Raw genomic sequence first — 21,598 nt, forward strand, 5'->3', positions numbered from 1 at the left:
TTAATAAGGAGGCTTGCATGGCATATAGGAATATTCGTCATTTTATTAATGCCCTTGACAAGAAAGGGCTTTTAAAAAGAATATCTTGTGAAGTAGATCCTGAGCTTGAGATAACTGAAATTACTGATAGGGTATCGAAAGCTTTTGGACCTGCGCTTTTATTCGAGAAAGTAAAGGGCTCTGATTTTCCGGTTCTGATAAACACATTCGGCACTTTTGAACGGATGAGTATGGCGCTTGGAGTTCAAAAACTTGATGATGTCTCATCGAGGATTACCGAGCTTCTCGATATAAGCAATTATATTACGCTTGCAGATAAGATCAAATCAGTGCCGCAGCTTGCCTCTCTTATTTCCGTTTTCCCGATAAAGGTTTCGCATGGTGCGTGCCAGGAAGTTTCGGAAGAGCCGGATCTGTCAAAACTTCCGATTTTAAAATGCTGGCCTGAAGATGGGGGGCGTTTTATTACACTGCCACTGGTGTTTACAAAAGATCCGGAAACCGGAGCGCAGAACGTGGGGATGTATCGACTTCAAGTATATGACAATAAAACTACTGGCATGCACTGGCATCTTCATAAAGATGGCAGAGCAATATATGAAAAATACCGCAGGATAGGGGGCAGAATGCCTGTTTCTGTTGCAATTGGTTGTGACCCGGCGACTATATACGCCGCGACTGCTCCGCTTCCCTCGATGATAGACGAAATGATGTTTGCCGGATTTTTAAGAAAAGCGCCGGTGTTAATGACAAAGTGCCTTACGAACGATATTTTTGTGCCGGCACAAAGCGAGTTTGTGCTTGAGGGTTATGTCGATGCAAACGAATTAAAGGAAGAAGGGCCTTTCGGAGATCATACCGGCTATTATTCTGAAAAAGATATGTACCCGGTTTTCCATCTAACAAAGATAACACGAAAGAAAAACCCAATTTATATGGCTACGGTGGTAGGAAAGCCGCCAATGGAAGACTGTTATTTAGGTAAGGCGACTGAACGGATATTTTTGCCACTGCTTCGGCTGACGGCACCTGAAATAGTAGATATGAGCTTTCCGCTTGAAGGCGTATTCCACGGCTGTGTAATAGTTTCAATAGACAAGCGATATCCTGCTCACGCGAAAAAAATAATGAATACTCTCTGGGGCACGGGGCAAATGATGTATACAAAAATGATCATCGTTGTGGACAAGGATATAAATCCTCATGACTATTCTACTGTCGCTTGGAAAGTGTTCAATAATATAGACGCTAAAAGGGACATGGTTATATCAGAGGGACCTCTAGATGCTCTAGATCATGCATCACCTATGCGATTTGTAGGAAACCGGCTGGGCATTGACGCAACTAAGAAATGGCCTTCAGAAGGTTATATGCGGGATTGGCCTGATGATATTGAGATGAGTGAGGGGATAAAAAGACAGGTAGACAAAAGGTGGACAAGCTATGGTATTTAATAAATTAAAGGAATACGGCGGTCTCGTCATGTTTTCTCATACGGTGTTTTCACTTCCGTTCGGACTTATGGCAATGATTTGGGCGGCAAACGGCTTGCCTGAGCTCAGGGTGTTTTTTTGGATACTTATTGCGCTCATAGGCGCGCGTAACGGTGCAAACGCGTTTAACCGAATCGCAGACCGTGATATTGACAAAAAAAATGAACGAACAAAAGAAAGACACCTTCCTGCAGGAAAAGTCAAGCTATCAGAAGCTTATGGGGTCATGATCTTTTGTTTTGCAATTTTGGCGCTAGCGGCATATGAACTCAATATCCTATGTCTTATACTTTTACCTTTCGCAATTGCACTTTTTATTTTTTACTCATATACAAAACGCATAACATGGCTATGCCATTACATACTTGGCGCAGCCTGCGGAGGAGCACCCGTCGGCGCATGGATAGCTGTGACCGGAAAGATTACTTTCCCTTCTCTTCTACTAGGAGCAGCGGTATGCATGTGGGTTGCCGGATTCGATATTCTATACGCTACTCAGGATATTGATTTCGACAGACAAGAGGGACTCCATTCAATACCTGCTAAATTTGGGCTTAATGGTGCCCGCATTATTGCGGCATTATCTCATATTGCTGCTGTATTGTTGTTACTGATATTTTGTTTTGCACTAAAGCGCGGAGTTTTTTATATATTAGGTCTTGCGGTTGTTTCTATGCTGTTATTTATTGAACATAAAGGAGTCAAACCTGAAAACAGAAGCAGGATGAATTTTATCGCATACCATATAAACCAACTAGTGAGCATTATTTTCTTTATTTTTGCACTGACAGACTTTTTTGTTATGGGAGGACGTTTATGAAACGACTAATTTTGGGAATAACCGGTGCAAGCGGTGCTGTACTTGCAAAAAGATTCATTGAGTGTGCTAAGGAATACCGCGAACTGCATATCATTATTACAGATAACGGTTTGCGGGTATTTGAGTTTGAAACAGGGATCTCCTTTAAGGATTTTATAGAGTCTCAAAATGGAATTATAGTTCATGACAACCGAGACATGTTTGCATGTGTTGCAAGCGGTTCATTTGACACCGAAGGTATGGTGATTATTCCATGTTCGATGGCGTCAGCGGCGAAACTTGCAAATGGAATTGGGGATACACTGCTTTTGCACGCAGCAGATATTTGCTTAAAGGAAAAACGCAGGCTTGTTATTGTGCCGCGTGAAACACCGCTTCACGCAATACATTTGAAGAATTTGCAGACGCTTGCTGAAACAGGTGCTTATATCGTGCCGCCAATGCCGATGTTTTATTCAAAACCTGCTTCTGCTGACGATATTATCAACAGTCTTGTGGGCAGAATATTAAAATATGCAGGGGTTGACAACACATTATACATGAAATGGGGAGGGCAGAAATGAAGAGAAAAATATCATTGTTTCTTTTCGCAGTAATTATTATTGGTATATTAAGTGGATGTGAGGCACAAAAAAGCAAACAAACTTTAACTGTCGGGATAATGCCTGATTTTGATTCTATACCGATAATTGTTGCAAAAGAACAGGGCTTTTTTAATCAGAATGTGAAAATCGATATATATAAAAGCCCGGTTGACCGTGACAGTGCTCTTATAAGCGGAAATATGGATGGCTGCATATCGGATGTATTAGCCGTTTGCCTTGAACGTAACGGGGGCTTCGAAGCTTATATTACCTCAAAAACAAACGGCAAGTATGGACTTGTTGCTTCACAAGCTTCCGGCATAAAAACCGCTCAGGACCTTAAGGGAAAAGAAATAGGACTCAGCATCAATACGATAATTGAATATGTAACAGACAGCATTTTGACAAAAGAGGGGGTAGACCCTTATTTTGTGCAGAAAACTGCCGTTCCTAAAATCCCGTCCCGGCTTGAACTTTTGATGAATAACCAGATAGCTGCGGTTACTCTTCCGGAACCTTACGTCAGCTCGGCTGTCTCTGCGGGAGCCACATTAATTGGAACTTCATCAGATCTCGGTATCAACCCTGGTGTTATTCTTTTCACTAAAAACGCAATCGATAATAAAAGTGAAGATATAAGGGAGTTTTATAGAGCATATAACAAAGCGGTGGAGTATATCGCAAAAAACCCTAAAGAGAATTATATTAATAAAGTTATAAGTGAACTTGGACTTCCGGATTCAGTCGGAAATGCAGAACTTCCAAAATATGAAAAATCAAAGCTGCCGGAAAACCAGGAAGTTGAGAGAGCAATGCAATGGCTTTTTGATAAGAAGATGATTCAAAAACAGTATTCATACAAAGAACTTGAGAAAGAAATATAATGATTCATATAAATATAGATGAGGCATATTATTATCCGGATACGCCTGTTTTAAAGGATTTTAAACTCGATATAGAAAAGGGCGAAATAATAACGGTTATCGGACCTTCCGGCTGTGGAAAATCGACGCTGTTAAAAATTATTGCGGGATTGCATAATGGCGTAAAAGGAAGGGTCGATGTGGGGATAGGTGCACGGATTGGCTTTATACCTCAGAATAAATGTCTTTTACCATGGAAAACGGTATATGAGAACATTGTATTGTTAACTAGTGCCGATCGCAGACCAGTTGATAAAAATGCAGCACTAGAACTTATTAAACAGCTGGGTTTAGAAAGATATTCGGAGGTTTATCCCTTAAACCTTTCAGGCGGACAGTATCAAAGGGTTTTGCTTGGCCAGGTTTTCTTTTTCAATCCTGATATAATTTTGATGGACGAGCCGTTTTCCGCACTCGATACAGATACAAAGAATGAAATAATAGAGCTGTTTTTAAAGATGCAAAAGGATAAAAACATAACTACAGTATTAGTAACGCATAATCATGATGAAGCACGCGCAATAAATGGCAGGGTAATAAACCTTGCGGATAGAGGCGCTGTGTGAAAAAAACAATCGGTTGGGTTTTGATTATATTAGTATGGCAGGCTTGCGCGGCTTTGGTAAATAAATCGGTTTTCCCTGCACCTACATCGGTTTTTATGGCATTATTTAACGGCAGCAATTTTTTGTTTGAACACTGTGCTTTCAGCATATTAAGGATTTTTACCGGTGTTGCGATTTCTTTACTTATCGGCGTTCCAACAGGGATACTTATGGGGTACTTTAATAAGGTGGATAAAGCGTTATCACCGATCGCATATTTTGTAAGCCCAATTCCTAAAATCGCGCTGCTTCCTTTAATAATGCTTATTTTCGGGATTGGAGAGTTTTCTAAAATTTTTATTATTGTTATTATTATGATCTTTCAAGTAATAGTGACTGTTCGCGATTCCGTCAAGACTATTCCTGAAGAATATTTTATTCCCTTTTTTACAGTTAGGGCACCTAAGAGGCGGATAATATCAGATATTATACTGCCTGCATCTTTGCCGGAGATATTTACATCTATAAGAATTGGACTTGCAACAGCAATTTCGGTTTTGTTTTTTACCGAAACATTCGGAACCAGATATGGAATGGGATTTTTTATAATGGATATGTGGATGCGTCTGGATTACCCGCATATGTATCTTGGCATAATACTTCTTGCGTTTATTGGTTTTGTACTTACAGCTTTGCTTGATTATATGGAAAAGTTACTTTGTCCATGGAAGAAAACTAAATAGTAAAAGGTCTTCTGATGTTCTACAATTCATCAGAAGACCTTTTTATATGAGAGTATGTCTAACGCCGGATGTTATTGTTATCAAAAAACGGGGCCGATAAGCCTGTTCAGAGATTAATTGTAATCAATAGTAGATCTATCGGGTTTATATGCCGGATCAACTTTATATTTGCCGTCATCACCGGGAACAGGTGAGAACCCTAGTGATGCAAGCATGATGTCGTTATAATACCATGATCCTTCTACAAGATCCGGGAATGGAGACGACTGATTGGATATATCATAAAGCGCAGTTGTTCTGCCGATAAGCCTGTTTATCATCGTTACATATTCAGCTCTTGTCATATACTCTTCCGGCGCAACAGTTGTTGCTGTTCTACCATAGAAAACGCCCGAATCATATAGAGCTTTTATATAAATGTAGTTCGGGTTTGATGTATCTATATCGGTAAAAGGCATGGATACACCCATGTTAGGCTGTAACCCAAGGGTCAAAGAAACCATTTTTGCAATTTCGCCTCTTGTTATCGGCTGATACGGATTTACTTTTTTATTACTTCCGAAAACCCCCTGCGAGCCCATATATTCCATTGCGTTATATGACCACGTTCCAAGCCCAACATCGGAAAATGTCGGAACAGACGGAGGAACAAAATCGCCAAGCTGATCGTTTTGCTTTAATATTCTATATAATATAGCGGCGGCTTCTTCACGCTTGATTTCATCATTTGCGCCTACTTCACCATATGAATATCCGTAAAGATAAGCATAGTTAAACGAAAGAACTATATCCTTTTTAGGAATGGTTGGAAACTCGGGATCAGGTTCGTCTGGAGTTGCATTTGGGTCTTTGACTGATAAATTAAAATTAACTGTGCCAGCGGGAGCGCTTGCCTTGCGAACACTGGAACTACCCTGCATAGCAAGTGATGCTGCATACACTGAACCATATATTGTTGAACTGCCGCTCAGTACAACATTGGTATTAGGAAGGTATAGACTGCCGACAACGCATATATTAGAACCGATTGACGCCGGCTTATCTGAATAAATATCTCCAAAGATATGGATGCTCTGACCGTTATAACTTCCGATTGGGTTATTTCCATCTAAAGTAATGGAAGCATTAGGGGCATACAGAGTACCCTTCATTCCGAAATTATTAAGGCTTAATGCTGTTGACTGAGCAAAATATGCAAATAATTGACTGGGGTTGCCGCTTTTGTTGAATGATATTGTGCCTTTATTCTTACCTGATGTAACTTGAGTTATATTGCCAACATATAAAACAACATTTCCGTCGCCTACAATGTTTAAGAAAGAGTTGGAATCAAGTGTCAATTGGTCAATTACCACATAAGTTGTTGAACCTGACGGGGCTGTTATATTCAATGTAGGATTGTTGCCGCTTAAAGATACCGTACCATAATAGGCATTCCCAGGAACGCTTACAGCGGTGTTTTTTACGTCGAGTGTTTTAGAAGTAAGCGGGATGCCGGTAGGAGCCTCGACGTCCTGCGAATATGACGGAACAGAAACGCTAGAATTTGGCTTGATAACCCCAGTTCTAACATATGCCTCTAACGGAGATTCGTAATAAGCATTTCCGTTATCATAATTAAAAGAAACTCCTGAGTTGATATATGTGGTTCCGCTTTTTAAAGCATCGGCTTTCCAATCAAGAAACTTGGCTGAGCCTCCACTTACAATAACGTTTCCTTCAATATAACCGTTTCCAACAGTCATATCAAGACCGTTACTTACATACACGGCATAATCGTCGATTTGAGTTGATGAAGCAAAGGCAGAAATAGGAGAAATAGAAACCACCAAGCATAAAACGAGGATAAAGCTAATTAATTTTCGCATAATATTCCCTCCAAATAACCTTTAAAATAAAAAAACCGCAATTTTGACACAAGTTCAAAATTACGGCAGCTGGCTGTCATACCCTATGGGTTTAGACCCTTTAGCTTTGCGTCGCTATTTTTCAATAGCTCTGCTATTAACATAATTATACATTAATATAATATCGTCTAATAAATATTTTGTCAAGAGATTTATTGTATTATTTAGCAAATTTATTTTCAACCTGCTTATCCTTTATTCCACTTGAGGCATCCTTCTGAAAAATGACTTTTAAGGTTAACAGCAATATTTTGATATCCAGCCAAAATGAATATTCACGTATATAGATTAAGTCAAAAATCAATTTGTCTGATACATCGGTGTTATATTTTGCATAAACCTGTGCATACCCGGTAAGCCCAGGCTTAACGACATATCTTTTATCGTAATTTTTTATTGTACGACAAAACTGCTCAACAAAAAACGGGCGTTCGGGACGCGGACCGACAAGACTCATATCTCCTTTAAGAATATTTATAAGCTGAGGAAGTTCGTCAAGGCGGGCTCGACGCAAAAATTTTCCGAACGGCGTTATTCTCGGGTCTGTTTCACATGCGAGAATGGGGCCGGAAAATTTCTCAGCATCCTTAATCATAGTCCTGAATTTATGAATCTTAAATATATGATTTCCCTTTGTAATTCTATCTTGAATATAAAAAATAGGCCCTGGTGATGAAATTTTTATTCCTAATGAAATTAAACCTATTAGGGGAGAAAGCAAAACTAACCCTGCAGAAGCCACAACGATATCAAAACCTCGCTTGATAATAGCTTGTCCGGCTGTAGGACCAAAATGTTTAATATGGAAAGATGGCGTATCATCAAACTGTACAGTTTCGTATTTAATCAGGTTGATGTCATACAATTCTGGCAGAAGATAGACTTCTTTCCCGGCAGCAATAGCCTCAGCCATCAGGTGTCTTTTATACCTTGACGGGAGTGTATTAGTTATAAATATGTTCTGATAATGTGTGAATTCGGTTTTCAAAAATTCCTCGAAAGCTTCAAAATCCTCAGTATCGATCTGAGTATACCATGAGTCAAACATATCCAAGCAGGAATACTTTATTTTCCTTGCCATCTTGTTATCGACGTTTTTTGCTTCGATTACAAGCATCGTTTCTTTTCCTACAAACTTAATGAACATTTTAGAAAAAAGAATTCGCCAAATTAAAATTATAACAAAATTTACACAGCCGGTTAGTAGTATATAAAGATTTGAAAAATACTCCGGAGATAATATCTTGCCGATGATTAAAGTAGATAAAATAGAAACCAGACTTGATAAAATCACTGATAAAAATATATCTATACGTTTCCGGTTTGTATTTCCGTAAAGCCCCATGGCGTGCATAAGGGGAAATATGATTATCCCATACACAACCGATAGCGTTAATATAGGCCCGTATAACCAGATTTTAAGGCATATTGCTGAAACTGATGCACTTAAGAAAAGAATTGCTGCATCAGATATAAAGACAAGAAATTTTAATAATAATGAATTTCTGCCCTTGAGCATATAAGTTACTCCCCAAGAATTTTATATTCACATAATACCATATTTAAATGTACACTACAATAATATTGTATTTGGGGCGTAGAAGCGTTTAAATATTTACACTATTTGCGAAGATAATTATGTAACAGAGAAGGCCAGTCGGTTTGGATGATGTCAAAGCCCTTCTTTACAAAATAGCCCCATCCTTCATCAGGATTTTTTAAAATAGACGAATCATCATCATGACCCGCTGCAAGCTGTGTAAATTCGTCAAGTGTTATTGCATTTCCCCAAATCAGAAGACCACGCTTTTTTTGCTCAAGTAGGAACGTATCGTCAACGAGTGGATTATCCTCCGTTTTAAATACTAATTCCAAAGCAACAAGGTTTACCCCGGCATTATTAACGACTTCTAAATCTTCTGTCTTTTTTAGGATCGGCATGTACATAAAAGGAACATCACAAGCTGACAAAATATTAAGATAATCAGGTTTTGGCGGGCTTTTTAAGATGATTTGTTCATTCATCCCGTGCTTTTTCAAAGTTTTAAAAACTGCGGGCCAGCAATACCAGCACCGATCAAGATTTATCAGGCACCGCCCCTTTAAATGCTCGAGTATTTCGTCAAACGTATTGAGACCTTCAGCCATAACAGTGCAATTTTGGTTTATATATCTTAACTCGCGGGCCTCTTTAGTTGTCATTTTACGAATATTCTTATTAACACGAAACAACCTATCCTCCATTGTATCATGAATTACAAACAGGTCGCCGTCCAAAGTTTGGGCGATATCAGCTTCGACAATATCTGTCCCCATTGCTATGGCAGCATCAAAGCCGCATGCCGTATTTTCTATAATATTACCGCCGGATGCTCCCCGATGGGTTGCAATCAAAATATTCTTTTTTGCTTTCTCTTCTTTAAGCATTTTTTTTATGGCTTCTTCATTCATTGTAACACTCCCTATTCTTATAACGATTAGTTTATATTTTATTATAACTGGATTCAACCCTAAAAGAAACTCTCAGCACATTCCCAACATTTTTTATAAGATTTTTTCATGGGCTACAAGTCAAGCGGATACTCCGTAATGAGATCAGTCGGATGTAATATTGGTTTTCAATAAAAAGTCTCTGATAATTCATTAAAATATGTGGTGTAACATTGAAAATATAGTCGATTGTGCTATTATTATAATATGAAATGGAAAAATAGGAAAAATCAACCGAATTTTGTTTTGCACGGGCGGTTTCAGCGTCTATTTGGGCACTGTCTGTAACGTGGATGATTCTCCGTTTAGCAATAATGTACGATTATATATAGAAATGTATTTGATTCTGTAGGATTAAGCAATCGAAGTTAAATTACTGGAGATGAACAATTATGAGTGAAAAAAGCATACAAGAAAAAATAAAGGATAATTTCCTTAATATCATTTCAAAGTCCTCTAAATTCACTGCAGAAGAAGTTGAAGATATAGAAAATACAATAGATCTACCTCAAAAAGCGGATAAGATGGCTGAGAGCTTACTAAAAAATATTGGAGGCATAGCTAATGAAGATACTTAACCTCCATATCCAAAAGTTCCGTGGAATTATTGATCTTAATTTAAATCTCAATGGAAAAAATGCCGTTATTTTTGGGCCAAACGGAGTAGGTAAAAGCGCTGTTGTTGACGCGGTTGATTTCCTTTTGCGTGGTGAGGTTTCGAGGTTAACTGGAGAAGGCACTGGTGACGTGTCGACAACAAGGCACGGCCCACATATTGGAAGCCAACCTGAAGAAGCAAAAGTTTCGGCTACAATCCAGAGCATATCTGGTACAACATTCAACGTTGAGCGTACAGTAGCTCAAAAAGATAGAGTAACAATCGATCCTGCTTTTTCCACCTTGTTTAACGACATGGTTACTTATGCTCAAAGCGGAGCTCATTGCCTTGCGAGACGCGAATTATTGCGCTATATATTAACGACTCCCGCAACTAGATCTCAGCAAATTCAGATGTTACTTGACATCACGGATATAAAAACTATCCGTGACGCATTTACAAAACTTAAAAAGACTGCGGCAAGTAACTTGAAAGATACTACGGATTCGCTTAAACGCCATTCATCAGAGTTACTAACAAAAGTTGGTGCTGATTCTAGCGATCAATTACTTGAAAAAATAAATTCTTTAAGAGATACCCTAGGCGGTAACGCTCTCACGTCTCTTGTTGAAAGTTCTTTTACGAATGGTCTATTATATAGCGATACAAAAGAAAATACAGAGATAGCTAGCTGCATACGAGGATTAGAGGAACTTGAAAAATATATTTCAACACTTCAACCCGTACTTCAGGAAAAATTACAAAGTTTACGGGATGCCGTCCGGAAAATTGAAAATGAAAACACTTCTATTGAAGATATAGGTTATATTTCGCTTATAAAATCAGGACTTGCGTTACTCGATGGCACAGGTCGTTGTCCGTTATGTTTACATGAGTGGGCGTCTGAGGCCGAATTACGTCAGATATTGCAGGATCGAAAAGATAAGAGTGAATCTCTATCTGCCATACTTGATACATATCAAAAATCTATAACCAGTTTATTAAATGAAGTTTCAACATATAAAGCTAAAATCGGCATACTTCCACAACAGCTTAAAAAATGGGACAATGGTTGTGTAGCTGAATTAGAGAATAAGCTAAAGTCAATTTCGGATATATCTTTTCAGGACAATACCGCATATAAGAATTTCAACAAAGTTCAAGATCTGGTCGTCGCTGTTATAAAGCAGAGTCCTGATGCGTTTTTAGACCTTATTCAACAGCAGTTGGCGGTTTTACGTCCCTTAATTGATCAAAACAGCAAAGCAAAAAGCGATGCTTGGCAAGCGCTTAATGCGGCAAATGAGTTGTATAATAAAATTGGAGAGCTGAATAAAAAGTTGCCAAATATTAAGTTGGCGGCTGAGAAGGCTGCGTTTTTACTTGAAACGTATGACGCTTCTCAAGCAACTGTATTGAACGATTTATTTGCTTCTATCAGCGACCGATTTACAGAGTTTTACAGGGAAATGCATAATGATGACGAAAAGCAATTCTCCGCTGTATTAAATAATGATGGCGCGTCGGTGAATATGAGTGTGGATTTTTATGGGCACGGTCAATTTCCACCAATGGCGTTTCATAGTGAAGGGCATCAAGATAGTATGGGTATTGCTTTGTTTTTTGCTTTGATGGAAAAACTTACGACATCAGAATCAGGACTGGTGGTCCTAGACGATGTTGTGATGTCTGTAGATATAGAGCACAGAAAAAACTTCTGCAGGCTAATAAAAAAGTTTTTCCCAGAACGGCAATTTATCATTACGACGCATGATACGGTATGGGCAAAAAATCTAGTCAATGAAGGCGTTGTAGAACGCAAAAACAGTATCCAATTTTTATATTGGAATGTTACAGAAGGCCCTATAATGGTAGTTGGGCAAGATGTTTGGAGTACAAGCCGTTTGAAGGCTGACGTGGATATCCATGGAGCATCAGCATTTTTCAGAAGAGAGATGGAATGCTTTTTTGAAAATGTCTGCGACAAATTGCACGCACGCATTCGTTACAATAACGTTCATAAGTGGGATTATGGTCAATATATGAATGCCGCATACAAAGAACTGCAAGACCTAATAAAGAAAGCAGAGCAGCAAGCACATGTTTTTCAGAATACAGAGGGACTTAAAAAACTAAGCTCGCTTTCCAACGCCTTAAAAGCCCAAATTACAGCGGTTACAGCTGACAATTGGGTAACGAATTCGCTTATACATTTTAATCCAGATTATGAAATATCAAAATCAGAGTTTTTGGCGGCGGTGGACGCGTTAGAACAATTAAGCCACAGTTTTGAATGTCCTAAATGTAGCGCAATATTATCAGTAACGTATAACGGAGAGACTCCCGTTGCTTTAATGTGTAAATGTGGCAACTACGCATATCCTCTCAAACAATAAGTTCAGAGGATATTGAGAAAAGTAATCTGAAGCCGGAAGGAGCCAAACATGGAGATAACTGATTCGAAACTATATGCCATCCTTGTCGAAAGAAAAAGCGATTTTCTGCCGAACATAAAAAAAGTATACAATTATGTGAAAGACTTACCAGAATGCAAGGAACAGATATAATACTAGATTTAGACCAATTCACTGAAGTGTTTCCTGATGTGGTGAAAACAAAAATGTTTTTGGAGCGTGCAGAAAAATATGGAAATGGAGAGGTGTTCTCCTTACAAAAAAACGCTGTCTGGATTAAACAGGCAGCGGTTTTGATTTTGTAATACCTTGCGCTTTTTTGACAAAAATAGTACAATAAAAATATTATGTTTAAAAGGATTGATTATTTGTTCAAATTATGTGTTTTTGATTTAGATGGAACGCTTATGGATTCTCTAGAAGATCTTGCGAACAGCGTAAATTATTCACTGAAGCAAAATGGTTTTCCAGAACATGATCTTAACAAGTATAAATATTTCGTAGGAAATGGTATTAAGATGCTTTTGCATCGCGCACTTGGTAAATACGACACTCCCGAGGCTTTTTTTAAAGTAGCCGATATTTTCTACCCGTATTATGATGAACATTATGCAGATAAGACTCGGCCTTATGAGGGAATTAAAGAACTTACCGAAAAGCTTAAGTCTCAAGGGTTAATGCTTGCCGTTTTATCAAATAAAGCTGATGAATTTGCAAAGGGCATAATAGATGAGTTTTTTGCAGCTAATTCATTTTCGGTGGTTTTAGGCACTACAGCTGAATTTAAACCGAAACCAGACCCTTCGTCTTTGCTGCATATTATGAAAACACTTTCAGTCTCCCCCCAAGAGACACTTTATGTAGGAGATTCGAATATTGATATTTTTACCGCTCATAATGCTGGGGTCAAAGCGGTAGGCGCAGAGTGGGGATTCCGCGGCAGGAGTGAACTAATTGAAGCCGGAGCAGACTTTCTTGCTGAAAAACCTGTTGATATTTTGAAGGTTATTGGACAAGAAGGGCTATAACTATTCCTAAAAGAGCCCCCGCAATGACTTCAATCGGCTTATGTCCGAGAAGCTCTCTGAAAAGTTTTGAATTGAGCGGTTCTTCTCCGTTTAATGTGCTTAGTATCATTTTGTTAAGCACTTTTGCATGATCCCCTGCGGCTTTTCTTATATTAAGAGAATCATAAATTACAACAGCTGACAGCACAAAAGAAAGGGCGAATTCAACAGAATCCGCACCCGATATTATTGCAATTTCAGTTGTCAAAGCACATACCGATGCGGTGTGACCGCTTGGCATTCCGCCTGATCCTGTTATCCATTTTGCATCAAAATGCTTTGTTTTGATAAAAGCGATTAATGTTTTTATAGATTGTGCAACGATCCAGCTTAACACAGCTGAAAGCAGCACTTTGTTTAAAAATAGCTCCTGTAGGAATTTCATAAGGGGTTCCTCTCGTAATTAAATGAACAATATTTTATAGGGGAGAGACATGTTTAAAAAATTTAAAATTTTCAATAAAATACAATACTCCCGCTATTTGATGAGGACTTTATTTTCAACTATTCTGCTTGTACTTATAGTACTTACCGTATTCTGTATTGTAGCATACAGGTATTCATATAATCAATATAAAAAAGATATAATAAGCACAAAAATGGCCAAAGCACGTGAAATGTCAGCTGAAGTAAGCAGTCATATGAATGAAATGCTGCGTATAGTAATTGGTATTGATGAAGATTACACATTTTCATATACGCCTTACAACAGCACATTTGAACAGGGAAACGACATGGTCAAACGTCTTGAAACATATCAGACGGCAAACAGCTTTATAAACGACATCGCTTATTACAGAATGTCAGAGCCGGAAAAAATTTATACTACAAACGGTCAGACCCAGCTTGATCTGTTTTTCAAGCATTTATATACATATGAAACATTGAATACTAAGAACTTCTACTCAAAAATTTCATCGGCCGGAAATCTATATATACATCCTGCTGAAGATGTATTAAGCCAATCGTCTAAAAATAATATTATCACTTTTTCTTACGCATTGCCTATGAATATGCCGAATCCCAAAAGATTTGTCATCTTTATGATAGGTAAGGAAAAGTTTGATGAAATGACGGCAAGCCTTTACGAAAATGACGGCGCTAAAACGTGGGTATACGATCACTTGGGAAAAATGGTTTACACAAACGATAGAGATAAAAACAATTTGCTGAATGACGATTATATTAAGCACAAGCTTAAAGGAAAACAAACGCAGTTTATTAATATAAAAGGTCAGAAATATCTGATTTTATCTTATCATGACGATGCTAATAACTGGTCCTATCTGCATCTACTGAACGTTGAAAGGCAAATGAAGTTTTTTTATGTGGGCAGCAGCATATATGTGATAATATTCCTTATTGGGCTTATTATACTGTCTATTTTTGCTTTTTTGGTTGCGATATTTAACTACAGGCCTTTATATCAGCTTATAAATAAGCTTTCTACATATACAGATAAGCAGACCGATGCAAATGATTATGATGAGATGAGATATATTGAAACGGTAATATCTCAGGCTATAAATAAGAAACGCGTTCTATCTGAAAGATTGTTCTTTTCAAATCTGATCTGGGGACAGTTTGATGATATATCAAGTTTAAAAGCTGCAATGTCAGAAACTGACATACATATGAACTTCGATAGATTTTTGGCGGTTTTGATTAAGTTTAATAATTTAGGAAGTTTAAATAAAGAAATAAGCGTAGATATAGGCTCGGCTATTGAAAGCAGCTATATAAAAGGGTATTGTATTGAAATGTATGACAAATCGAGCATTTGCATAATATTCAATTACCATAGTAAATATATAAATGAAGAAATGATTCCTATTTTAACATCAGAGCTAATTGATGGTTTCAGAGTACGAAGCGGGCTTCAGTGCGTCGCGGGCATAGGGCTTGAATATAACACTCCGCTCGAAATAGTCACTTCATTTAGCCAGGCAAGGCAGGCGGTTTTATACAACAGCTTTAATGATCAAAAATGTATTGCGGTTTTTGAGGATATGACAAACAGAATCGACATGGTGCTGACTGGAAACGTAAAAATGGATCTTGCAAAATCTGTAAGGCAGGGAAAATGCGATGCAGTAAACGAAAAGCTTAATAAACTTAAAGAACAAGTGATTGAAAAATCTTTTTCTCCGCTTGAATTAAAGAACCTGTGTTATATTTTGATGGAATATTTGCAGGGGTTAATAGAAGCATTGCCTGAAATTGATGAAAAGGTTCAAAATACATCGGATAGGTTATTCTCAATAGATAATTTAACGGAAGAAATTTTATTTGCGGAATTTACAAATCTGTGTATAGATATTACAAAATATTATGGCGAAAACAAGCCACAGGGCAAAAATGAAAAAATAACGAAAATATTTGAGTTTATTGAAAACAAATTATTCGATTACAGTCTGTCGCTTGAAAGCATTGCAGAGGCTTGCGGAGTTACACCGGCGTACCTTGGCAGGTATTTTAAGCAGCAAACAGGTGAAACGCCGATCCAGTATGTAGATAAAAGAAGGTTGGCGATTGCAAAAGAACTGCTTGCCAATACTGACTTGCCTCTAAAACAGATAATATCAAGGGTCGGATTTGTTGACGAGTCTAATTTCATAAGAAAGTTCAAAAAGCTTGAAGGGATTACTCCTATTTCATACAGGAGAAAAAACGCTGAATAGCATTTACATTTAAATATATCATTAAACGCTTATGACTGAAATCATGGGCGTTTTTTATATTCAATAATTGACCTTTAACGCATGTATGTTATCGGAATATTGTACATAACACTATGCAAAAGTATACTAGGAACGTAAGAAAATTAGGGGGATATGAGTTATGAGAAAAAACTGCAGGCTATTATCACTGTTTATCGCTGCTGCGATTTCAGCCTCTGCTTTATCCGGATGCGGATCAGCAGATAAAAAAACGTCTGAGCCAGCCGCGGTTGTGCCGGACTATCTTAACACTGAAGGATTTCCAATAGTGAAGCAGCCAATTAAAATTTCTGTAATGGTTGCAAATTCAGCTAACCAGCCCGATTTCAACACGATTGAAAATATGAAAGAATACGAAAAAATGACTGGTGTAGAAACTGATTGGATCAATATTCCAAACGGTTCAGCTAATGAGAAGATAAGTGTTGCATTTGCTTCTGACGCACTGCCTGACGCATTTTTGAAATGCGGAGCTGTTATCAACAACGTAAATCAGCTGCGCTTTGGTTCAGACGGAATGATAATGGATTTGAATAAGAACGGAATGCTTGAAAAATATGCTCCTAACTTTATGAAATACTACAATAAATATGATGACGTTAAAAGTGCGGTTACATTTCCAAATGGGGCAGTTTACTCATTCCCGCAGGGCATTGAGTCAAATGCGGTAAAAGTTGCCGGCAAGACTTTTTATAATCAAAAGTGGCTTGATAAGCTGGGAATGAAAGAACCTACTACCACAGATGAGTTTTATACATTATTAAAAGCTTTTAAAGATAACGATATGAACGGGAACGGCAAAAAAGACGAAATACCGTTATCAAGTTCAAATATTTCATATATCATGTACGCATTGCAGGGAGCTTTCGGACTTTCCAACAGGGGGATGCATGACGAACTTGTCGATATGGACGAAGATTCAGGTAAACCAAGACTTATGGCAACGAGCAATGCTTATAAAGAATTACTCCAATATTTAAATAAGTTGTATTCCGAGGGGCTTCTTGACAATGAGATCTTTACGATGAAGTCACCTCAATATGTAGCCAAACATAGTGAAGGTCTGATTGGTGTATTTAACTATACTAATTTAACAACTATACCTAGCGATGCCGCTAAAAATTTCACAGGCGCAACTGTGGCCCTTAAGGGCCCGCATGGCGATCAGCTGTGGACACCAGTTCGTTCGCAACTTCATTCTACCGGAGCGTTTATTATTACAAAAGAAAATAAATATCCTGAGGCAACCATCCGTTGGGTCGATTATTTCTACAGCGATGCAGGAAACTTGTTCTACAATTTCGGTATAGAGGGCAAGACTTACAATAAACAGCCGGACGGCAAATATAAGTTTGTAGACAGCGTGTACGATCAGATCAATAAGGGGATACCTTATGATGCAGCTGTTGCACCTTTAGTACCTATTGGAGGAAGAAATCCGCTGTTTTCAAAAGAACCTTATTTTTACGGTGGAGAAGTTGAACCAATTCCGGCTAAGGCAGCAAACGATATGGTCAAATACTTCCCGAAGGATATTTGGCCGATCTTAAATTTCACATCAGAGGAAAACAGCGAGCTAACTGTTGTCAAAACTGACATAAAAAACTATATCGATCTTATGACTGCTGATTTTATAACAGGTAAAAAGTCACTAAGCGAATGGGACAATTATGTTAAACAGATAAATACAATGGGCGCTGACAGGTTGCTTGCCATATATACTAAGGCTTTAAAGAGAATAGGAAAAGTAAAATAATTTGCAGTTTGAACGGAGGTACCGGGTTGGCATCCAATACTACAATAAATATAGGCCGGGAAATTGCAGAAAATTCAATTAATACCCGGACAGTAAAAAAAAGGCATCCACTCGTGAAATCGGTAAGAAAATATTGGGACTTATATCTTATTTTTATACCCGTGGTGGCATATTTCATTATTTTTAAGTACATACCCATGTATGGCGTCCAAATCGCGTTCCGTGATTTTAGTCCGTCAAGCGGGATTTGGCACAGCGATTGGGTTTGGTTTGAGAATTTCGAACGTTTTTTAAGAAGCTATCAGTTCACAAATACTTTAAAAAATACGGTATTATTGAGCTTTTATCAGCTAATTGCAAGCTTCCCAGCTCCAGTGATACTTGCTCTGCTCATTAATGAAATGGGAAACAAGCAATTTAAAAGCCTTTTGCAGACAATTACATATGCACCGCATTTCCTTTCGACGGTCGTCCTTGTCGGAATGCTTGAAGCTTTTCTTGCACCGGGGTCAGGAGTTGTAAATAATGTGATTCAGTCAATGGGCGGCACTCCGGTAAGCTTTATGGCAGAGCCATCTGCATTCAGGCACGTATACGTATGGTCTGAGGTCTGGAAAAATGCAGGGTGGGGTTCGATCATATACCTTTCAACCTTGACGAGCATAGATATCCATTTATATGAAGCAGCTACTATCGACGGCGCAAACCGCTGGGGCAAACTGCGGCATATAACTCTGCCGCTTCTTATTCCTACTGCCGTTATAATTCTTATAATGGACAGCGGCAAGGTAATGAATCTAGGGTTTGAGAAAGCATTTTTAATGCAGAATTCTTTAAACCTCAACGTTTCTGAAGTTATTTCAACATATGTGTATAAGATGGGTATACAGGGCATGCAGTACAGTTATTCTACGGCGGTTGATCTTTTCAATTCTGTTATTAATCTGATTTTACTGCTTTCTGTAAATAAAATATCTAAATCAATGACACAATCAAGCCTTTGGTAAGGAGGGGATTTTATGTCAAACAGTGAAGCAGTGTTAAAAATTAAAAGCAGAAAAATAAAGAACACAAAAGACGATGTAGTTTTTACTGCAGTAACGGTGACCCTCTCAATTATTATCCTTGCCTGTGTATTATATCCTCTTTTATATGTTTTGGGCGCATCCTTCAGTTCGCCGATTAGCGTTGTAAAGGGCAAGTTTTGGTTAATACCTATCGATCCTACGATACAGGCATATATAAATGTGTTTAAAAACAAAACGATTATAACTGGCTACACCAATACTATTCTTTATACCACCGTCGGTACTTTAATCAACATCGTCATGACAACGGCGTGCGCTTATCCTTTGTCAAAAAAGGATTTTTACGGAAGAAATTTCTTCACGATATTGTTCACGATAACGATGTTCTTCAGCGGGGGAATGATTCCAAGTTTTCTGCTTATAAAAGATCTGCATATGTACAATACTTTCGCGTCGATGGTGCTTCCGGGTGCAATCAGCGTTTGGAACATGGTCATTATGCGCAACTATTATCAGCATTCAATCCCGGAAGAGATTCTCGAAGCGGCAAATGTAGACGGATGCAGCAATCTGGGCGCTCTTCTGCGGATCGTAATGCCTTTATCAAAGTCGATCGTATCGGTAATGGTAATATTTTATGCAGTCGGACATTGGAATCAATATTTCAACGCTCTTCTGTACTTAAAAGATCCGAATAAGTTTCCGCTTCAGGTCGTTTTGCGCCAGATCCTGCTTAAGGGGACAGGCACAGACGGCACAGCCGCGGGTGTCGTTGATTCTGTCAACGAGTTACTTCAGTTTTCAACGCTTCAATATGCAATAATTGTTGTAGCAAGCCTGCCGGTTCTTATATTGTACCCTATGCTGCAAAAGTATTTCATTAAAGGCGTAATGGTCGGATCTATTAAAGGTTAATAATTTTAAAATAAAGAGGTTTGAGTAATGAGGCTTTCAACATCAACTAACATCATGGATCGTGTAAACAAAGTATCTGTCATCCCAATGGAGGATTGTATCGAACGTTGTTATAATGCGGGATACAGGGTTCTTGACATGAATTTCTGCGATATGTCGACACCAGGCATGCCAATGGCTCTTGACAACTGGCAGTCTTGGGTTGATAAAATAGGAAATCTCGCAGCAAAATTGGGCGTTGAATTCACCCAGTCACATTCGCACTTTTACAATGTCGCCAAAGCAGATGTCGAAGATAGAGAATGGCGCGAAGAATTGGTTCGCCGTGCAATAATAGGTTCAGGCATGCTCGGTACGAAGTGGATGGTTCTGCACTCCGGCACTGTTCGTGAAGAAGGGTACAGCATGAAGGAATCAAAGCGCAAGAATATAGAATATCTGAACAAACATCTTGAACTTTCGAGAAAACATAATGTCGGCATCTGCGTTGAAAATCTTTTCGATAATACACCAAACTTTAGAAAATATACCGCAACAGCAGAAGAACTGATCGATCTCGTCGACACCGTAAATGATCCATACCTCGGCATATGCTGGGATTTCGGGCATGGCAATCTTATGGGGGTCAGCCAGGCTCTAAACCTTAGAAAAGTCGGAAAGAGACTCAAAGCTATACATGCGGCCGATAATAATGGAATAAAAGATGAACATCTTTTGCCGCTTTACGGAAATATTGACTGGAACGAAATGATGCATGTACTGAAAGAAATTGGGTACGAGAACGATTTTGCATTTGAAATAACACCATTCGTTGATAAGATACCCGCACATATCAGAGATACATTTTTAAGACATACAGTAGAAGTCGGAGAATATCTGTTAAGTCTTGCTATATAAGGTGAGAATGGATGAAAAATAAAGAAATTCTGAATAAGATTAAGGGCGGACTTATCGTATCTTGCCAGGCTCTTGAAAACGAACCGCTGTACAGCTCTTACATAATGTCCCGCATGGCATATGCAGCGATGCTGGGCGGAGCGAGTGGGATTCGCGCGAACACGGCTCAGGATATCATGGAAATAAAAAAGGCTATTCCGCTTCCCGTAATAGGCATTTGCAAAGCCGTCTATGCGGATAGCGATGTGTATATCACTCCGACTATGAAAGAAGTGGATAGTATAGTCTCGTCGGGCGCTGAGATCATTGCTATTGATGCCACTATGCGGCTGCGGCCTGACGGCAAAATACTTGAAAGGTTTTTCAAAGAAGTTCGCAGTAAATATCCGGATCAAATTTTTATGGCGGATACTTCAGCATATGAGGAAGGCGTTTTTGCAGAAAAGATTGGATTTGATCTTGTTGGTACAACCCTTTCGGGGTATACCGACTATACAAAGGGCAACGAGCTTCCTGATTATGAATTAATGAAGAGATATACCGAGAATCTTAAGATACCGGTTATTGCAGAAGGCGGCATATGGACTCCCGAACAGTTGAAAAAGTGTATGGACTGCGGCGTTTGGGCTGCGGTTGCGGGGACTGCGATAACCAGACCAATGGAAATCACGAAACATTTTCTCAAGGCACTAGAATAG

Annotated in this window: 21 protein-coding genes and 1 riboswitch; of the genes, 17 read left to right on the forward strand and 4 right to left on the reverse strand. The window is 38.6% G+C overall.

Going from position 1 to position 21,598, the window contains the following annotated elements; translation table 11 throughout:
* Positions 1–17 precede the first annotated feature (17 nt).
* The 6 genes from Q8865_02840 to Q8865_02865 are packed head-to-tail and all read left to right on the forward strand — an operon-like array spanning position 18 to position 5,108.
* Positions 18–1,454, forward strand: a complete 1,437-nt coding sequence (locus Q8865_02840; GenBank protein ID MDP4152365.1) for a menaquinone biosynthesis decarboxylase — start codon at positions 18–20, stop codon at positions 1,452–1,454.
* Entirely contained in the window at positions 1,444–2,313 is an 870-nt protein-coding gene (locus tag Q8865_02845; protein MDP4152366.1) for a 4-hydroxybenzoate octaprenyltransferase, read from the forward strand. The genes Q8865_02840 and Q8865_02845 overlap by 11 nt, the downstream gene beginning before the upstream one ends.
* Positions 2,310–2,876 carry a UbiX family flavin prenyltransferase gene (locus Q8865_02850; GenBank protein MDP4152367.1) on the forward strand — a complete coding sequence of 189 codons (567 nt, stop codon included), beginning with the start codon at positions 2,310–2,312 and terminating at the stop codon, positions 2,874–2,876. The genes Q8865_02845 and Q8865_02850 overlap by 4 nt, the downstream gene beginning before the upstream one ends.
* Positions 2,873–3,781 (forward strand): ABC transporter substrate-binding protein, encoded by a 909-nt coding sequence (locus Q8865_02855; protein MDP4152368.1) that lies wholly within the window; start codon positions 2,873–2,875, stop codon positions 3,779–3,781. The genes Q8865_02850 and Q8865_02855 overlap by 4 nt, the downstream gene beginning before the upstream one ends.
* Positions 3,781–4,386: an ATP-binding cassette domain-containing protein gene (locus Q8865_02860; protein MDP4152369.1), complete on the forward strand. Its 606-nt coding sequence runs from the start codon at positions 3,781–3,783 to the stop codon at positions 4,384–4,386. Before Q8865_02855 ends, Q8865_02860 begins: the two co-directional genes overlap by 1 nt.
* Positions 4,383–5,108, forward strand: a complete 726-nt coding sequence (locus Q8865_02865; GenBank protein MDP4152370.1) for an ABC transporter permease — start codon at positions 4,383–4,385, stop codon at positions 5,106–5,108. The genes Q8865_02860 and Q8865_02865 overlap by 4 nt, the downstream gene beginning before the upstream one ends.
* Positions 5,109–5,221: 113 nt before the next feature.
* Here the strand turns inward: Q8865_02865 and Q8865_02870 are convergent, their stop codons facing one another.
* From Q8865_02870 to Q8865_02880, 3 genes are all read right to left on the reverse strand, one after another.
* Positions 5,222–6,976 (reverse strand): S-layer homology domain-containing protein, encoded by a 1,755-nt coding sequence (locus tag Q8865_02870; protein ID MDP4152371.1) that lies wholly within the window; start codon positions 6,974–6,976, stop codon positions 5,222–5,224.
* Positions 6,977–7,037: 61 nt separating this feature from the next.
* A riboswitch (cyclic di-GMP riboswitch) is annotated at positions 7,038–7,121 on the reverse strand.
* A gap of 54 nt (positions 7,122–7,175) precedes the next feature.
* Positions 7,176–8,534, reverse strand: coding sequence for a sugar transferase (locus tag Q8865_02875; GenBank protein ID MDP4152372.1), 1,359 nt, complete (start codon positions 8,532–8,534; stop codon positions 7,176–7,178).
* Between the two features lie 101 nt (positions 8,535–8,635).
* Positions 8,636–9,466, reverse strand: a complete 831-nt coding sequence (locus Q8865_02880) for a glycerophosphodiester phosphodiesterase family protein (GenBank protein MDP4152373.1) — start codon at positions 9,464–9,466, stop codon at positions 8,636–8,638.
* Positions 9,467–9,897: 431 nt separating this feature from the next.
* Here Q8865_02880 and Q8865_02885 point away from each other — a divergent pair, with 431 nt between their 5' ends.
* Genes Q8865_02885 through Q8865_02905 form a run of 5 tightly spaced genes read left to right on the forward strand, consistent with a single transcriptional unit; the run spans position 9,898 to position 13,545 of the window.
* Positions 9,898–10,083 (forward strand): hypothetical protein, encoded by a 186-nt coding sequence (locus Q8865_02885; protein MDP4152374.1) that lies wholly within the window; start codon positions 9,898–9,900, stop codon positions 10,081–10,083.
* A complete protein-coding gene (locus Q8865_02890; protein ID MDP4152375.1) occupies positions 10,070–12,499 on the forward strand; it encodes an AAA family ATPase in 2,430 nt (809 codons plus the stop codon). The genes Q8865_02885 and Q8865_02890 overlap by 14 nt, the downstream gene beginning before the upstream one ends.
* A 48-nt stretch (positions 12,500–12,547) precedes the next feature.
* Entirely contained in the window at positions 12,548–12,670 is a 123-nt protein-coding gene (locus tag Q8865_02895) for a hypothetical protein (protein ID MDP4152376.1), read from the forward strand.
* On the forward strand, positions 12,652–12,822 hold the full coding sequence (locus tag Q8865_02900) for a hypothetical protein (protein ID MDP4152377.1): 171 nt from the start codon (positions 12,652–12,654) through the stop codon (positions 12,820–12,822). Before Q8865_02895 ends, Q8865_02900 begins: the two co-directional genes overlap by 19 nt.
* Positions 12,823–12,864: 42 nt before the next feature.
* The gene (locus tag Q8865_02905; GenBank protein MDP4152378.1) at positions 12,865–13,545 is read left to right on the forward strand and encodes an HAD-IIIA family hydrolase; all 681 of its coding nucleotides are present in this window, start codon (positions 12,865–12,867) and stop codon (positions 13,543–13,545) included.
* Here the strand turns inward: Q8865_02905 and Q8865_02910 are convergent.
* Positions 13,523–13,969 carry a divergent PAP2 family protein gene (locus tag Q8865_02910; protein ID MDP4152379.1) on the reverse strand — a complete coding sequence of 149 codons (447 nt, stop codon included), beginning with the start codon at positions 13,967–13,969 and terminating at the stop codon, positions 13,523–13,525. The genes Q8865_02905 and Q8865_02910 overlap by 23 nt on opposite strands.
* 100 nt (positions 13,970–14,069) lie before the next feature.
* Between Q8865_02910 and Q8865_02915 the strand changes: the two genes are divergently transcribed.
* The 6 genes from Q8865_02915 to Q8865_02940 all read left to right on the forward strand — a co-directional run bounded on the left by Q8865_02915 (position 14,070) and on the right by Q8865_02940 (position 21,598).
* Complete coding sequence (locus Q8865_02915) at positions 14,070–16,265, forward strand: helix-turn-helix domain-containing protein (protein ID MDP4152380.1); 2,196 nt, start codon at positions 14,070–14,072, stop codon at positions 16,263–16,265.
* Between the two features lie 160 nt (positions 16,266–16,425).
* Positions 16,426–18,060, forward strand: coding sequence for an extracellular solute-binding protein (locus tag Q8865_02920; GenBank protein ID MDP4152381.1), 1,635 nt, complete (start codon positions 16,426–16,428; stop codon positions 18,058–18,060).
* A gap of 26 nt (positions 18,061–18,086) precedes the next feature.
* Positions 18,087–19,067, forward strand: coding sequence for an ABC transporter permease subunit (locus Q8865_02925; protein MDP4152382.1), 981 nt, complete (start codon positions 18,087–18,089; stop codon positions 19,065–19,067).
* A 12-nt stretch (positions 19,068–19,079) separates the two neighbouring features.
* Positions 19,080–20,003 (forward strand): carbohydrate ABC transporter permease, encoded by a 924-nt coding sequence (locus tag Q8865_02930; GenBank protein ID MDP4152383.1) that lies wholly within the window; start codon positions 19,080–19,082, stop codon positions 20,001–20,003.
* 27 nt (positions 20,004–20,030) lie between these two features.
* Positions 20,031–20,900 carry a sugar phosphate isomerase/epimerase family protein gene (locus Q8865_02935; protein ID MDP4152384.1) on the forward strand — a complete coding sequence of 290 codons (870 nt, stop codon included), beginning with the start codon at positions 20,031–20,033 and terminating at the stop codon, positions 20,898–20,900.
* 11 nt (positions 20,901–20,911) lie between these two features.
* Positions 20,912–21,598, forward strand: a complete 687-nt coding sequence (locus tag Q8865_02940; GenBank protein ID MDP4152385.1) for an N-acetylmannosamine-6-phosphate 2-epimerase — start codon at positions 20,912–20,914, stop codon at positions 21,596–21,598.

This window comes from Bacillota bacterium (genome assembly GCA_030705925.1).
Lineage (GTDB): Bacteria > Bacillota > Clostridia > Oscillospirales > Feifaniaceae > JAUZPM01.